This is a genomic window from Flammeovirga yaeyamensis (genome assembly GCF_018736045.1).
GTDB lineage: Bacteria > Bacteroidota > Bacteroidia > Cytophagales > Flammeovirgaceae > Flammeovirga > Flammeovirga yaeyamensis.
This window is the reverse complement of sequence record NZ_CP076133.1, coordinates 322,811-338,906: the sequence shown is the minus strand read 5'-3', so window position 1 is coordinate 338,906 and position 16,096 is coordinate 322,811. Positions and strand designations below refer to the sequence as shown.

The window sequence follows — 16,096 nt, the reverse complement described above, 5'->3', positions numbered from 1 at the left end:
AGAAACAACAAAACCCCTAGGGTATTGTTTCCTAAGGGTTTTTAAAGTGAAATGTTTTCTATAATTTATTTAATAACAATTTTGTTTACTTCCTTTTTTGATCCGTTTGTAGCAACTAATAAGTATAAGCCGGAAGTTAAGGGTCTATCGATTTGAAAAGAACTAACAAGATTATTGTCGCCTAAAGAAACAGGTAATTCTGTGTTCCACACAAGGTTTCCTTTATGATCAAATAAATTTAAGGAGAGCGGAAGCTCTGAATTTATACCAGACATTTCCAATTTAAATTGCGCATTGGCATGTGCTAAATTTGGAAAGACTCTAGATGTAAATTCGTTTGTATTTCCAATGCTTATACTTCCGAAAATACTATATTCTCCATTGTAATCGTATTGTACTAATCTGTAGAAAGCAAACTTTTCTCCTCTTTGTACAAACTCGTAATCAATGGCAAAGTTGGTATTGCCATTCGCTTGCACACTACCTAAAGTCGTCCAATTGTTTCTATCATAAGAACCTTGAATTTCAAAATGAGAAGCGTTTTGCTCAGTTGCTGTTCGCCAAATTAAAATATGATCGTTATTTTCTTGAAAACCTTTAAAGTAGACTAATTCGACTGGAAGGTCACCGCAAAAACGACCTTCATTTACGGTTCCACCAGTACCAAACTCTTGACAACTAGATTGGTTTACGGTACCGCAGCCTTCCACCTTAAAGACATCAATATCATTATGTACGTCTAAGATTATAGATTGTATAACGGTCAATTTTCCTACATCACAATCTTCACCAAAATCAATGATAGTGTAAGCATACACTCTTAAATCTTCTTCAACATAAAATTCGCCAAAAATATTTATGTTAGAATATTGACCTATAAAAACGTTAGAGAGCACCTCAAGTTTTCCTGTTTCACCAATGGTAATATCAATACTATTTGCTGACAAAGACGTTAAATTACCGTCGTTTTTAAATGTTCCATCAATGTATAAAGTAGAATAAAATACCTCTGCAATCCCTGTATTGTGCAGAGTAGCATTTTCGCCAACATATAATTTTAAATAAGAGGAGAATTCCGTTTTAAACTTTATTGAAGGAACCTTTGCTTCTCCCAAAACATTTAAGAATAAATTAAATCCAGGATTTGCATCTGCAATGCTTAATTTATTCGCAATAACATTCTCTCCAATTGTGACTTTCTGATTGGTAGTATCACCTTGGACAGAACTATTAATTTTAAAATCTTTTAGTAATTCACCAGAAAAATTTAAGTCGAGATGGTATCCATTTAAATCTACTTCATTATATGAAGAGAGTTCAGAAACATCGTTAATAACGGTATTTCCAGTTAGAGTGAGAACTTGCCCAGAAAGATGACTACAAACAAACAATAGAATTGTGATGATTGTAGTTGTAGATAGTTTAAAGTAATTAGTATTCATTTCACAGTAGTGTTATCAATTATACACGTAATTGTTACACCTAACTAACTCATTACTTTAATAATGTTCAATTGTATATACTAGAATCTAACTATACATAAGATCAATTTTTATAGACACTTTTTAATTAAAACTAGACAAAATTGTATTTTATGAGGTCTGAGGAAGGTTTTTTATGATGTATTACTTAACAAGTATTCATATACGTTTAAATGCTTTTTTTTATACTTATACAGTAAAAAAGACCTAAAAGTCAGATCTTTTGATCTACTTTCAGGTCTAATAATATGGATAAAGAATAAATATTTTTTTAGAATAAAGTGCTTATTGCACCACTTTCTTTTGCGATAACTTCTTGATCTAAAGTTGCAGGTTGTTCCATTCTAGGAGCAATCATTAATTGGGCATGCCATAGATGACCAATATTGTTTTTATGAATACCTTGACAAGAAATGGTCAATTCATTTTTATTGTCTACTACAGGTTTAATTTCTTTATAAGCCAACCATTGTTCATCATTTTCTTTGATCATGGTCCAATCTGGATTTTGATAGAAGGATGCACCAATAATATTTAAGTTATTTTGGATGACTTCAATGTCTTCATTTTCAATAGTAATGACCAATTTCACAAGACTTTCTTTATGATCATAAACCGGTTTTATTGTAGCAGGTTTCTCTAAAAACTGAATCTCATAAAACCCATTATCAATAGGTTTTGCATCCATTTTTGATACTAATGTTTGATTTACTTCTTGAAAGGACATTCCCATTTCAAGACCATTAAATAAGTTGATTTTTTTAGTGCTCGAAGTACTTAAATTCGAATTGTCAGTTTGTGCACTTGCAAAATTGGCAACAAGAAAAAAAGCAATTAAATAAATTAGCTTTTTCATGATGAGATATTTTTTAATTTTTATTTTAGATTTTTTAACGTGATTTTATAGTCAAAAAGTTGAGATAATTAGGTTTTGTTAAATTTTTTAGATTTTAAAAAATGTATGGAATCGTATTACAAAATGATAATCAAAAATTCTTTTTAGTAATGATTCCTATCACTTTTATTAGTAAAGATAACTCTCACCTTTGCTGTGCATTGGTTCCGAAAGGAATAAAAGGGAATCTGGTGAAAGACCAGAACTGTACCCGCAACTGTAAATGCTCATAATGCTTGAATTAAAAAGCCATTGTTTTAATGAGAAGGCAATTCAAGAAAAGAGCAAAGTCAGGAGACCTACCAAGCAAATATATACTGATGAAACTTCGGGAGTTAAGTATCATATGATTACCTCTATATGGGGTATAATATTTATTGCATTCCTGAAAGTTCATCGCTTAGATTTTTAAAACTAAATTAAAGATGAACAAACAACTCCTATTTAAAAATTCGATTTATTTCGTATTATCCTTATTCTTTTTTGTAGGCTGTAATTCTGCGGACGATTCAACATTAGCCGTTCATAACGTATCTTTTGATACCGATGGAGGTAACAAAATTGAAAATCAAGAAGTATTTCATGGCGAAAAAGTGACACAACCTACTCAGCCAGAGAAAGTAGGACATGAGTTTTTATCATGGACTTTAAATGAAGAAGACTACGATTTTGAGCAAGCTGTAGAAAGTGATATCACATTAAAAGCCACTTGGGAAGAGTTAGAAGTAACTTACAAAGCAACATTTCAATTTGATAATGGAGCTGAGGACAGTGTGGTAACTGTTTTAGAAGATGGTACTTTAGAAGAGCCTAAACACCCTATTAAAGATGGATATCTTTTCCAATTTTGGTCAGTAGATGGTGCAGCTTTTGATTTTAAAACTCCAATCACTTCAGACATAACTTTAGTCGCTGTTTACGAAGAAGTCATCGATCAATTTGTAGTTACTTTCGATGCCGATAATGGAGATCAATTGGTTCAAGTTACTGTAAATGAGGACGAATTAGTAGCAGAACCTACAGAAACTCCAACAAAAGTGGGATACGAATTCTTAGGTTGGTATGTAGGTGATATTGCATTTGATTTCAATACACCAATTACAGCTGATATTACCATTGTAGCTAAATGGGAATTAGGAGCAGGAGAGACCACTGTTGATTATGCTACAATGTCTCAAGCAGACTTTCAAGCAATGAATAACGGTGACCACGCTACAGTAAAAGCTCAACTAAACCGCCTTGGTAGAGGTTGGGCATGGGGAACAGAAGTTTTTCTAATTGATGAAGAAGGTAATAGTACAAAAGATCTTTACAGTTCTTCTAACTATGGATGTTTTACTTTCCCATTAGTTTTTGCAGCAGGAGATCCAGAGTTTGATGGTAGAACATTTGTGTTTGATTTGGTAAAAGATATTTACATGTCGTCTCCTCAAGTTGGATTTGCCTACGAAAGAAACGAACAGGTAAACGGGCAACCAGCTTACAACGGACTAAAATGGTTAGCACCAATGCGTTACGGTATCGAATACTTCGACGAAGTAGTGAGAGGAAATGTCATCAAAGTATCTTTTGATGAAACGGTAAAAGCTAAAATAGGTACCGAAGAAATTTTATTTAAAATATTAAATGATGAAGGTGGATATGATAATCTATCAGAAGATCAACTTTCATTAGTAGAAGGGTTCGTAGGGGAGAATAAGTATGTTAGAACGATCACTGTAAACGGAGAAATCATCTCAGTGTTACATGACGGTCAACCTCAAATCAGTGATTCAATTTAGATCATATTAAATATTAATCTGGGTAGGGTAAAGACTTTGTTTTTACCCTACATTTTCAATTTGTGTTATGAAAAAGAACATTTTTGCAAGCCTAATTTTAGCAACAGGTATTTTCGCTTCATGCCAAAACTCTACTAACGATGAGACATCGGAAGAGAATACGTATGTGCCTATCGAAAATCCTGATGCCACTGCATACATCACAGAAGTACTGGATTTTTCTCCAGCGCCGGGTCAGTTTCTAAATAAAGTGGATAACGACTTAGACACTAAAGAAAACATTGTAGGAGATACGTACATGTTCATCTCCTTAGGCACTTTTGGAGGATCAGTAACATTTAAATTTGATCATTCCATTATGAATAAAGAAGGTGATGATTTGGCTATTTACGGAAACCCATTCGAAGGAAGTAGCGAACCAGGAATAGTAATGGTTTGTCAAGATCTTAATCATAACGGAGTACCTGATGAAAATGAGCCTTGGTATCAATTAAAGGGTAGTGAATTTAATAAAACTGAAACACAACATGATGTAAGAGTAACTTACTATAAACCTGAGGCGGAAGATGATACTCATATCATTAAATATAAAAAAGAATATGCCGGTCAGGTGGAAGAAGGTGAACTCGATTTTAGACCCGTGATACCTTGGCATCCTCAACCTATGTTTCCATCTTTTTATGAGGAAGATGAGATTTCTTTCACGGGTACACTTCTAGCTTCAAATGTAACAGAAGAAGACGGAGTGTATTACAACAATGCCTACGATTGGGGGTATGCAGACAATAAAGGTTATGAACAAGAAGGTATTTTAAGATCCGCAGACCTTTTTGATATCAGTAACGCAGTAGACAAAAACGGACAAAGTGTAGATTTAATCGCTGTTGATTTTGTAAAAGTCTATACGGCTACCATTGATATTAATGGTCGAATTGGCGAACGATCAACAGAAGTATTCAAAGCGGCGGATATCTCATTACTACCTCAAGAAGAAAATTAAACATCTCAATAAAAATCAATCTCTTAAAAAACTAATTAAAATGGCTAAACAACGAATTTTACAATTTTTGGTATCTCTTCTCATTTTATCTAGTTGTCAGGTAAACGATGAAGCACCGGCAATTCATAGCGTCAGCTTTGAAACAAATGGTGGTACACAAATACCTACTCAAGAAGTGACTCATGGTGAAGTGGTTACTAAGCCAGTAGATCCTGAAAGAGCTGGACACGAATTCTTAAACTGGACTAAAAACGACGATCCTTATAACTTTGAGGAAGAAGTATTGAATGATTTTACATTGATAGCCGAATGGGAAGCGATTGCGGTTACTTATAATGTAACTTTTCAATTTGATAACGGTGCTGCTGATAGTGTGGTAACTGTAATTGAAAACGACTTCATCACGGAGCCTAATGATCCAACAAAAGATGACTATGTTTTTGTGGCTTGGATGAGCGGAGAAGAAGTATTTGATTTTGCCACGCCAATAACAAAGGAAACTATCCTAATAGCAAACTATAAAGAAGCTTATAAACCCAATGTAAACCCTGATGCCACTCCATTTATTACAGAAGTATTGGATTTTTCACCAGCTCCAGGTCAGTTTGTAAATTATGTAGATAAAGAGCCATCTATGGAAAACATTATTGGCGATTCACATCAATTTATCTCTTTGGGAACATTTGGAGGTTCAGTTACATTTAAGTTTGATCACTCTATCATGAACAATGATGGAAACGATTTAGCGATTTACGGTAATTCATTTACAGGACCTTACGGTGATAGCTGTGAGCCAGGAATCGTAATGGTTTGTCAAGATCTTAATGGAAATGGTATTGCCGATGATGATGAGCCTTGGTACCAATTGAAAGGTAGTGAATACGATAAACCGGAAACAAAACACAATTTCAAAATCACTTATTTCAAACCTGAAGAAGGTGAGAATGAATATGAAATTAAATATGTGAGCGAGTATGCTGGCGAAACAGAAGAAGGAGTACTTGACTTCAAACCCGTTGAGCCTTTCCATCAACATGCGATGTTCCCTAACTCAAGTTATTATACTGAAGGCCAAATTACATTTGAAGGTACTTGCTTGGCTTCCAATTTAACGGAAGAAGATGGCATCTACTCAAACAATGCTTACGATTGGGGTTATGCCGACAACAAAGGGTACGAGCAAGAAGGTGTCCTACAAGCGGCCGATGTGTTTGATTTAGATAATGCTGTAGATAAGGAAGGAAACAAAGTAAATCTAGTAGCTGTAGATTTCGTGAAAGTGCACACTGCCACAACTGATATGGCAGGTTGGTTAGGAGAAAGATCTACTGAAATTGTGAAAGCTGCGGATATTTCTTTGTTAGAAATTGAATAATAAAAGGCAGCAGCTGACATGTAAAACTAGAAAATTATGAGAACATAATCGCTGCCTTTTTTTAGTAAGTAGAATATCACAGGCGATAACGACACTTCGCTTGCGGTAGTTTATGTGTAGTATCTCTCAACCTCTTTCATGTGCTTAGGGGTTGGGAGATCTTTTAAATATGAAATAAACCTAGAATTAAATAATAAATAAAATTGTATTTAACTAAATAAAATGAACAAGCAATCGAATCTATTCAATCTAATCGTATTAGTTACATTCTTCGTTTTTACAGGGTGTAACAAGGAAAACGATGAGTTGCTCGAAGTCTTCAAAGTTACTTTTGAAACGAATGGAGGTACTCAAGTCGAAGCACAAGAAATTGTAAAAGGTGGAGTGGTAAAAGAACCAACTTCTCCAGAAAGAGCAGGTCATGAATTTGTCGAATGGACAAAAGAAGAAGAGGCCTACGATTTTAAATCGGAAGTGGTTAATGATTTTACATTAACTGCAAAGTGGGAAGAATTGGTAGTTACTCATAATGTAACTTTCCAATTTGATAATGAAACAAAGGATAGTGTGGTAACGATCATCGAAGATGAAAAAATTGTTGAACCACAGCATCCATTAAAAGACGGATATATTTTTAAGTATTGGTCAGTTGATGGTACCCCATTCAAATTCGATTCACCAATTACTGAAGATCTTACACTAATTGCTGTTTATGAAGAAGTGATCAATCAGTTTGTGATCACTTTTGATCCTGACAATGGTGAGCAACTACAACAAGTAACGATCGATGAAAATGAAAAAGTTACTCCACCTGAAGAGCCAACAAAAGATAAGTTCCTCTTCGAAGGTTGGTATAACGGAGATCAACTTTTTGATTTTGAAACAAAGATCACAGAAAACATCAATTTAAAAGCAAAATGGGAAACAGCTATTGTTTATGTTGATTTAAACGACGGTACATTAACATCGGTAAATACCTATTGGTGGGGAAAAGGAGGCAATTACTTCGAAAATATGGATGAAATGGACTGCTATGATGAGAAGGTCATTGACGGGAAAATCAAAATCAGTAACCTTAATTTCATCGATATGATGACGAAAATGGGAACAGCCATTTCAAACTACGATGGAACCACTGTAGATCCAGATCACTACCCTAATAATCAATTAGACATTCAATACGCAGCTTACCCTGCAAAAGTTGAAGATGGAGAACAATATTTAGTGATGTATAAAGCACCAAAATCGATGGGACCAACTTGGAATCCAGATAGCTTGGTTTTCGTCAATCCTGTTCAATTAAATACAATATCATTCACCAACAATGCTTATGGTTACTTAAGTATGAAACAAGGAGATTGGTTAGCAAAGAAATTTGAAGCTGGAGATTGGTTTAAAGTAACTGTAAAAGGATGGGATAAAGATGGAAATCCGACCGGGACAATAGATGTTTCTCTAGCAGAAGGAGAAGATATATTGGATACTTGGAAAGCTGTTGATCTTTCGTTATTAGGTGTGGTTAGTAAGCTAACATTTGATATGTCATCCTCAGATCCTGCAACAGCACCTCCAGGCGATTTTAAAACTCCTATGTATTTCTGTATGAAAGACATTAGTTTCTTTAAAGATATAGATGAAGAATAGTAGGGATCTATGATAGAAATCAAGGGTTGCTGAAGAAGGAATTGATGCAGACTTAAGTCTGCATCGTTTTCGATCCTCAACCTAATTTTGGCAACACTTTAGTGTTGCCAAAATCAACCTATCACCAGCCCACGATTTTAATCGTGGGCAAAACAGGTAGTGTATAACAAAAGCTTATGAAACAAAAAATGAAACCAGTCAGCTTAATAGCTTTTTTGATGCTCACTTTCACGTTTACATCAAATGCTCAGTACGCAGACAGTACTCGATATTTACACGAAGTAGAAGTTCGGGCACAAAGAATTCCAGAACGATTAAGTTTTAAATCCACTCAAATTACCAAGGAAAAAATTGAGCAATATCTATCCGCGTCATTAGGTGAATTATTGACGCTTCAGACACCCATATTTATCAAAAGTTATGGGGCAGGAGGAACGGCAACACCGTCTTTTCGGGGAACAGGAGCCTCCCATACACAAGTGTATTGGAACGGTATCAATTTAAATTCACCCATGTTGGGACAAGTCGATTTATCCTTGTTTCCAGTCGCTTTTACCGATGAAATCACTATCAATTATGGAGGATCGAGTTTATTACAAGGCACGGGCGGTCTTGGTGGAGGCATACAGATGAACTCCAAAGTGGTCTATGAAGATCATACCAAAGTGATGGCATCACAAACAGTCAATTCATTAAACAATAGCATCACAAACGCAAGTGTCACATTAGGAAATACGAAGCTACAATCTACAACAAAGTTATTTTACAAAAATGCTCAAAATCAATTTGAGTTTGTCAACCCATTACAACCCGGATCACCTACATGGGTGAACGATCATTCTGCCCAAATTCAATACGGAGGCATGCAAGAATTGGCTTGGAAAGTCAACGACCAACATCAAATACAACTTAACGCTTGGTACCAAAAAAGTGATAGAGAATTGACTCCATCTATGGATAATAAAAATGGAGACAGTTGGCAGGGAGACGATTCTTTCAAACTTTTAGGAAACTGGAAATTCAATAATGATAAATTAAAAACGGAATATATCACCGCCTTATTAATTGATGATTTATGGTATAAACGTCAGTTAAATAACGATGAAAATCCGAAATATACCGAAAGCGATTCTCGTTCAACTCAGTGGCAAAATCATTTTAGAGCCACTTACCAACTCACACCACAATTTCTCATTAGAGGTGGAATAGACGACTATTACGATCAAATTCAAAGTAATGCGTATCATTCAGTTACCGATACAAGTAATCAAAATGTGAATCAACACACATTGGACTTGTATGCTGGATTGGACTGGGTGGTATTCAACCAAACGACCGTAAGTTTTCTAGCACGTCAAGAATGGATTGATGGGGATATCAAACCATTTCTTCCATCTTTAGGTATTGATTCTGACTTTACCCCAGAAAGTAAAATGGTGGTGGGTGTGAGAGGTAATGTTTCTAAAAACTTCCACGCCCCCTCACTTAATGACCGCTATTGGTACCCGGTGGGGAATCCCGATTTACTTCCGGAAGAGGGATGGACGTATGAAGGAACGTTTAAATTGAGGTCCAATACCAGATCTGCTTGGCAATGGAAATACGAATTGACAGCTTTCAATAGCTTAATTGATAACTGGATTGTTTGGAAGCCTGCCGTAAGTAATTTGTGGCGTCCAGAGAATTTGAGAAGAGTGCATTCTAGAGGATTGGAACAAATTGCTGAAGTAAGCTATAAAAAGAACGATTGGCAATTGCACTTATACACTTCGGTATCTATGGTGAAGTCTGAAAATACTGAAGCCTCCGACGAATTGGATCAATCGGTGGGTAAGCAATTGATCTATACTCCGGTGGGATCTTTCCAAGGATACCTTCAGGTGAATTATAAAAAATGGTACAGCATTGTCGAGCAACAAGTCTATGGAGAAAGGCTTACACAAACAGATGGAAGCGAGTATTTGCCCCCTTATTACCTCACTAATTTCACTATTGGTAAACAGGTGAAATGGAATAAGTCGACTTGGGATATTAAAGCCAGAGTGGAAAACATTTTTGGATATCATTATCAGTCGATTGCTAGGAAACCTATGCCTGGCAGAGTGTTTCAATTTACCATCACTTACAATTTATAAAAATGAAATACATAATATATATAGCATTTTTCAGTTTAATTGCTTGTAATTCTGTAGAGGACAGCATGCCAATATCAACTGAAAAAGAAGTGGAAGAAGACGTCACTTTCAAGGAGGGAGTTTATGTCGTCAACGAAGGGAATTTCGATTGGGGAGTAGCCACTTTATCTCACAAACGTTACGATTCGGATACGGTAAATAATGAGTTATATAAGAGTATCAATAACTTCGAGTTGGGCAATGTGGCACAATCCATGACTTTAATTGGTGATGAAGCCTACATTTGTGTCAATAACTCTGCCCGCATTGATATTATGGAGGAAACGACAGGGAAGTGGATCGATAGAATAGAGATTCCGAACAGTAGTCCAAGATATTTACATCAGGTGGATGAAAAGAAAGCTTATGTGACCGACTTATATTCTGATAAAATCTATGTGGTGGATTTAGAGAAGAATGAAGTGACTAAAAATATAGCTTCCACTGGATGGACAGAGAAGATGTGTCAGCTAGGTCAGTATGTGTATGTTACCGAGACCAAAACAGTATTTGATAGAAGAAAAGGCGGTCAGCTTCTCCTTAAATTAGATACCAACACCGATGAAATTATTGATAGTTTAAAGCTGCCGATTGGGCCAATTGATATTGTAAAGGACAAAGATAATATGTTATGGGTGTTGTGTAATGGTGGTTTGGAAGAACTTCAGCCGGCCTTAGTGCAAGTAGATCCTACCACGTTTAGTATCACAAAATCTTTCTCTTTAAGTGCCAATGATTACTTGAGTATGCCCTCTCGATTAAGAATAAATAAGGAAGGAGATCAATTGTACTTTATTCAAAGGGACGTCATCCAACAAGATATTTACGCAGATCATTTTGAGAGAAAAGTGATTGTTCCCAAAGGCAAGAGACTGTTTTATGGCTTAGGAGTCAATCCTCGAAATAACGAGATTTATGTGACCGATGCCATAGATTATGTCCAAAAAGGTTGGGTCTTTAGGTACAGCGACATGGGTGTGAAGTTGGATTCTTTTCAGGTAGGGGTGATACCGAATGAGATTGTGTTTCAGTAGGTAGAATAGAAATTGATTAATAAATGGTATCAATAGTATAGATTATTTTAACAACTGATGTGTTTTATTTTTAAGTGTTGTTGTAGAAGGTATCAATATTCAGAAGAGAATTTGATACCTTTTTAGGTAAACTTTCCAAATATGTTATAAAAAGTTATTTTAGAATAGTAATCTTACCTGTTAAATATAGTAATGTACTTCTCAAGTAAATATCGATCAATATTTGCTATGATTTTTCAAAATGATGTGTAAAAAATAGCTAGACTTTAAAGATGTAATAGTTGTGCTTTTGTAACCACAACTAAATTAAATAACAAAATTATAACTAATTGTATGAACAAACTATTAAAACTATTACTAATATCAACAGGATTATTTACGTCGTTCAGTTGTTCAGAAAATAAAAAAGTGAAACCCAATATCGTGATTATTTATGCTGATGATATGGGATATGGAGATCTCAATATTCAAAACCCTAATTCTAAAATACCAACACCAAATTTAGATAGATTAGCCACTGAAGGTATGCGGTTTACTGATGCTCACAGTTCCTCTGGTATTTGTTCTCCAAGTAGGTTTGCATTACTTACAGGTAGTTATCATTGGCGTAGACAACATGATATAATAAATTCTTTTGGGGCACCCTTTTTTAAAGATTCAGATATCACGTTACCACAAGTTCTAAAAACACAAGGATATAAAACGGCATGTATTGGAAAATGGCACTTAGGTTGGGATTGGGAGTTTGAAAATGAACCTTCAGGTGAAGCAATGCTATGGGGGAAAATGAAAAAAATGTATCTCAATAAAGATTTTGATTGGAGTAAACCAATTAAAGGTGGACCAACAGACAGAGGATTTGATTACTATTTTGGAGATGGAACAATTAACTTTCCTCCATATGCTTGGATAGAAAATGATAGAATTTTAGAAGCACCTTCGGAAGACATGGACATGGATAGTGTTGGTTTTGATACAAAAGAAGGAAGGTGGGAATTTCGTCTTGGTCCTAAAGTAAAAGATTGGAACCCTTATGAAGTTTTACCAACACTTACTAATAGAACAGTAGATTGGCTTCAAAACCAGAAAAAAGATCAACCATTTTTTCTTTATTTCGCTTTACCTTCTCCACATGCTCCTATAATCCCTAACGATGAATTCGATGGTAAATCTAAAGCTGGAGGCTATGGAGATTATATGTTTCAAACAGATTGGGTTGTTGGACAGGTAATGAAAACTTTAAAAGAAAAAGGACTAGAAGATAATACAATTATTATTTTTAGTGCAGATAATGGAACTGAAGCTTATGCTTACGAAAGAGCTGTAGAATATGATCATTTTAGTATGGGTAATTTTCGTGGAGTGAAGCGTGATGTTTGGGAAGGAGGACACCATGTCCCATTTATTATTAAATGGCCTGGAAATATTAAACCAAATTCTGTTTCTAATGAAGTGATCTCACAAGTAGATGTTATGGCGACATTGGCTAATATAACAGGTGCTGAACTTACGGAAAAAGCAGCTCCAGATAGCTATGATTTTACTCCAGTAATTACAGATCAAAAATATAATACTCCCTTAAGAGAAGCGACCATTCATAATACTTATAAATCTATATGGGGTATTAGAAAAGGAGATTGGGTTTTTATTAATAAATCAACTGGAGGCCATAAAAAGGTACCAAAAGCCTTTGATGAAATTACGAATTATCCTAATTTCAAAACAAAAGGACTTTTGTTCAATATGGTAGAAGATCCAGAACAAAGAGTAAATCTATATGAAAAATATCCTGATAAAATAGTTGAAATGGATAGCTTACTTCATTTATATCGTACCTCAAATAGCTCAACAGAACATTTAAAATAATCAATTCTTTAAGATACGTTTTTACTCCGTATATTAATGATATAGATAAATTTTTCTGGGCTTGATTATTAGTGAATTACTAATGATTAAGCTCAGTTTTCTTTAAATAAAAATTATCTCTGTAATTCAACAGAAATAAGGTTTTTATGTTATTGTATTTTATAATACTTCTCTAAAGATATTTTCCATCATAATGAGCAAACACAAAATATTCGGCTTCGGCGAGATCCTTTGGGATCTACTTCCACAAGGCAAACAATTAGGTGGGGCACCCGCAAACTTTATTTATCATTGTACTCAATTAGGAGCAGATGCCATTAGCATAAGTAGTATCGGGAATGATCCTCTTGGTTATGAAATCAAGGAGGTATTATCAAATAATAAGGTGGAGGCAGAGTTATCGATCTCAGATCTTCCAACAGGTACTGTGTCTGTGGAGTTAGATGATCAAGGTATTCCTTCCTACATCATTCATGAAAATGTTGCATGGGATGATATTCAATTATCCAATCAAACTATCGATCAATTCAGACAAGCTGATGCCCTATGTTTCGGTACTTTAAGTCAGAGAAGTGCAAATAATAGAAAAGTCCTTTCCAAACTACTTTCAATAGTACCTTCCACATGCCTAAGAGTATTTGATATCAACATCAGACAATCTTATTATTCTAAAGATTTAATTGAAGAGTGTTTAACATCGGCATCTATTTTTAAGCTGAATGAAGATGAATTGGAGTTAATGAAATCACTATTTTCACTTCGAGGAACTACCGAAGAAATCCTATCACAACTTATTAAAAACTATCATCTAAATGTCGTGGCCCTTACGATGGGAACAGAAGGTTCTTATCTATGTACCGAAAATGAAACCTCATTTTTACCCACTCCAAAAGTAAATGTTGTGGATACGGTAGGTGCAGGAGATGCTTTTACTGCTGCATTGGTGGTTGGATGGCTTCAATCGAAAACATTAAAGCAAATACATGAAGAGGCGGTGGAGTTATCTGCTTTTGTTTGTACGAGGAGTGGGGCGATGGTGAGGATGATATGAGTTTAAAGAGTTGAGAAAAATAGTCGTGTAATACTCGTGTAAAACACGACTAGCAAAATCGAATTCCTTATTTTATGAATAATATAAATATGAAGAATAGTTAATTAATTGATCTTCAATAATTAGTTATTTGTATTCTATATTAGAATTATCATCATTCAACTTTGAAAATTTAAAGTTGATTGGTAGATTGTAAATGCAAACTTTACTAATGGATATGTGCCATATGGTGTATATCCGGAAAATTTGGGTGGATAAACGCCATGGCGTTTATTCAATGTTATATGCAATAATTAACTAGAAAATGCCCAATTTGGATTTAAATATACTGGACCAGCAGGATAACGGAACTTTTTCTTCGTCCTATGGAAAAAACTTGGACAAAGATCTCTTCGATTGGATTCAGTTATGTATCTCTTTTGGCCCGTCTGAATTAAGTTTCACAAGGCTGAACACTTTAGCTTTTTTCATATTTGTAGAACTCAGCGGCAGACATTTCGGTGAGCCAAAGCGTTTCGAAGTAAGCACACAGGCCAAAACCTTTCAGGAATTTATGTATCGTTTTAATACATTCAAAACAATGAAAATTCCTTTTCAAGAATGGTCTCAACTTATCCCTCTTTTATTTGAAGCTTTGGAAGAAATGTTAAAACGAAAAAGTGTAAATATCAAATCTGAAAAAAGTAAGAAGGCGTTTGAAAAGCATTCATCTTTGCTAAAGAAAATAACCAGCGACATAAAATATGATGACAAATTCACAGACTTTTTGAATGGTGCGATATGAAAAAGCATATAACATCAACTAAACTCCAATCACGGTTGACGCAACCGCTCACGTAGTTTAGTATTCACGTTAGTGTGCCACGATGCTGTGGCTTTCCAGTAGGTGTAAATCCTACCTAAGTAATTTACTGTTCACTTAGAAGAGTTACTGACAGTGATCGCCGTGAGGTGGATAGCTGAAGCTCAGTGATCTCAAATAACCAAGCCGTAATACGCAAGTGTGAACCCATAGTAGCTTCGAAAAGGCAGGCGTAGATGGGGAGAGTTTTGACGGTCTCGAACCCTGTTACATTGTATGAATAAACAGTAACATGAAGTGCAATGATCTACCGGAGTCATAGGGAAGGCGTGGTTATAGATGGAAAGTTATGGAACGTGGGAGATCTGTTATTTCAAAGGTTGGCCACCTTAAACAAGCTGATATAAGTATAGCGAAATTCAGCCTGGTAATAACAGAAGTCGGAGGAGCTCATAGTACTGCTCGACCTTAAGGACAACATAACCTTGAGTTAGGGAAGGAGCTCTACTTTGGATATGTAGATATAGCACTGTAATACTCGGTACTGGCTTAGTCCTATCGGCCGAATAAAATGTATTGATGGTTCTAAATGCTACTATATGTTTGTATAAGTAAGAAAAGAAAATAAGGCGTTTAAATTAGCTACTTAAACATCACCCTTATTGGGTAGATTCTTATGAATATCAAACAAAGAAATCCATCGGTAAGCCGTATGAGGGAAAACTTCACGTACGGTTTGATGAAGGGGGTTCTGATAGTTTTCTCAAAATGATTACATTTATAATTATTTAAACTGAGAGAGCTATCAGGCTCTACTCTACTAGCCTATTGTGAAAAAAGGATGAGCAATATTTAATAAGAAAATAATTTAAAAAAATGAGAAGAGTATCTTTAATTATTCTAACAACAACATTTAATCTGCTATTTGTGCAATCAATTATGGCAGAGGTTAAACTTCCTGCTATTGTATCGTCAAATATGGTTTTGCAGCGC

Annotated in this window: 11 protein-coding genes and 1 riboswitch; of the genes, 9 read left to right on the top strand and 2 right to left on the bottom strand. The window is 35.0% G+C overall.

What is annotated here, in order from left to right; translation table 11 throughout:
- Positions 1-65: 65 nt before the first annotated feature.
- Both KMW28_RS21745 and KMW28_RS21740 read right to left on the bottom strand, forming a co-directional pair.
- Complete coding sequence (locus KMW28_RS21745; RefSeq protein ID WP_169662267.1) at positions 66-1,442, bottom strand: hypothetical protein; 1,377 nt, start codon at positions 1,440-1,442, stop codon at positions 66-68.
- A gap of 310 nt (positions 1,443-1,752) precedes the next feature.
- On the bottom strand, positions 1,753-2,337 hold the full coding sequence (locus tag KMW28_RS21740) for a hypothetical protein (protein WP_169662268.1): 585 nt from the start codon (positions 2,335-2,337) through the stop codon (positions 1,753-1,755).
- 183 nt (positions 2,338-2,520) lie between these two features.
- Positions 2,521-2,697, top strand: a riboswitch (cobalamin riboswitch).
- Between the two features lie 104 nt (positions 2,698-2,801).
- On the opposite strand from KMW28_RS21740, the gene KMW28_RS21735 reads away from it, so the two are divergent.
- The 9 genes from KMW28_RS21735 to KMW28_RS21695 all read left to right on the top strand — a co-directional run bounded on the left by KMW28_RS21735 (position 2,802) and on the right by KMW28_RS21695 (position 15,085).
- Positions 2,802-4,157 (top strand): InlB B-repeat-containing protein, encoded by a 1,356-nt coding sequence (locus KMW28_RS21735; protein WP_169662269.1) that lies wholly within the window; start codon positions 2,802-2,804, stop codon positions 4,155-4,157.
- Positions 4,158-4,224: 67 nt separating this feature from the next.
- Positions 4,225-5,157 carry a PKD domain-containing protein gene (locus tag KMW28_RS21730; RefSeq protein WP_169662270.1) on the top strand — a complete coding sequence of 311 codons (933 nt, stop codon included), beginning with the start codon at positions 4,225-4,227 and terminating at the stop codon, positions 5,155-5,157.
- Between the two features lie 40 nt (positions 5,158-5,197).
- Positions 5,198-6,532 (top strand): InlB B-repeat-containing protein, encoded by a 1,335-nt coding sequence (locus KMW28_RS21725; protein WP_169662271.1) that lies wholly within the window; start codon positions 5,198-5,200, stop codon positions 6,530-6,532.
- A 222-nt stretch (positions 6,533-6,754) separates the two neighbouring features.
- Entirely contained in the window at positions 6,755-8,176 is a 1,422-nt protein-coding gene (locus KMW28_RS21720) for an InlB B-repeat-containing protein (protein WP_169662272.1), read from the top strand.
- Between the two features lie 188 nt (positions 8,177-8,364).
- A complete protein-coding gene (locus KMW28_RS21715; protein ID WP_169662273.1) occupies positions 8,365-10,311 on the top strand; it encodes a TonB-dependent receptor in 1,947 nt (648 codons plus the stop codon).
- A gap of 2 nt (positions 10,312-10,313) precedes the next feature.
- Positions 10,314-11,384, top strand: a complete 1,071-nt coding sequence (locus tag KMW28_RS21710) for a DUF5074 domain-containing protein (RefSeq protein WP_169662274.1) — start codon at positions 10,314-10,316, stop codon at positions 11,382-11,384.
- Between the two features lie 333 nt (positions 11,385-11,717).
- Positions 11,718-13,250, top strand: a complete 1,533-nt coding sequence (locus tag KMW28_RS21705; RefSeq protein ID WP_169662275.1) for a sulfatase family protein — start codon at positions 11,718-11,720, stop codon at positions 13,248-13,250.
- Positions 13,251-13,443: 193 nt separating this feature from the next.
- Positions 13,444-14,301, top strand: coding sequence for a carbohydrate kinase family protein (locus tag KMW28_RS21700; RefSeq protein WP_169662276.1), 858 nt, complete (start codon positions 13,444-13,446; stop codon positions 14,299-14,301).
- 304 nt (positions 14,302-14,605) lie between these two features.
- Positions 14,606-15,085, top strand: a complete 480-nt coding sequence (locus KMW28_RS21695) for a hypothetical protein (RefSeq protein ID WP_169662277.1) — start codon at positions 14,606-14,608, stop codon at positions 15,083-15,085.
- Positions 15,086-16,096 lie beyond the last annotated feature (1,011 nt).

Coding starts and splice junctions, on each gene's coding strand:
- KMW28_RS21745 (WP_169662267.1), bottom strand. CDS start 1,442: ATGAATACTAATTACTTTAAACTATCTACAACTACAATCATCACAATT.
- KMW28_RS21740 (WP_169662268.1), bottom strand. CDS start 2,337: ATGAAAAAGCTAATTTATTTAATTGCTTTTTTTCTTGTTGCCAATTTT.
- KMW28_RS21735 (WP_169662269.1), top strand. CDS start 2,802: ATGAACAAACAACTCCTATTTAAAAATTCGATTTATTTCGTATTATCC.
- KMW28_RS21730 (WP_169662270.1), top strand. CDS start 4,225: ATGAAAAAGAACATTTTTGCAAGCCTAATTTTAGCAACAGGTATTTTC.
- KMW28_RS21725 (WP_169662271.1), top strand. CDS start 5,198: ATGGCTAAACAACGAATTTTACAATTTTTGGTATCTCTTCTCATTTTA.
- KMW28_RS21720 (WP_169662272.1), top strand. CDS start 6,755: ATGAACAAGCAATCGAATCTATTCAATCTAATCGTATTAGTTACATTC.
- KMW28_RS21715 (WP_169662273.1), top strand. CDS start 8,365: ATGAAACCAGTCAGCTTAATAGCTTTTTTGATGCTCACTTTCACGTTT.
- KMW28_RS21710 (WP_169662274.1), top strand. CDS start 10,314: ATGAAATACATAATATATATAGCATTTTTCAGTTTAATTGCTTGTAAT.
- KMW28_RS21705 (WP_169662275.1), top strand. CDS start 11,718: ATGAACAAACTATTAAAACTATTACTAATATCAACAGGATTATTTACG.
- KMW28_RS21700 (WP_169662276.1), top strand. CDS start 13,444: ATGAGCAAACACAAAATATTCGGCTTCGGCGAGATCCTTTGGGATCTA.
- KMW28_RS21695 (WP_169662277.1), top strand. CDS start 14,606: ATGCCCAATTTGGATTTAAATATACTGGACCAGCAGGATAACGGAACT.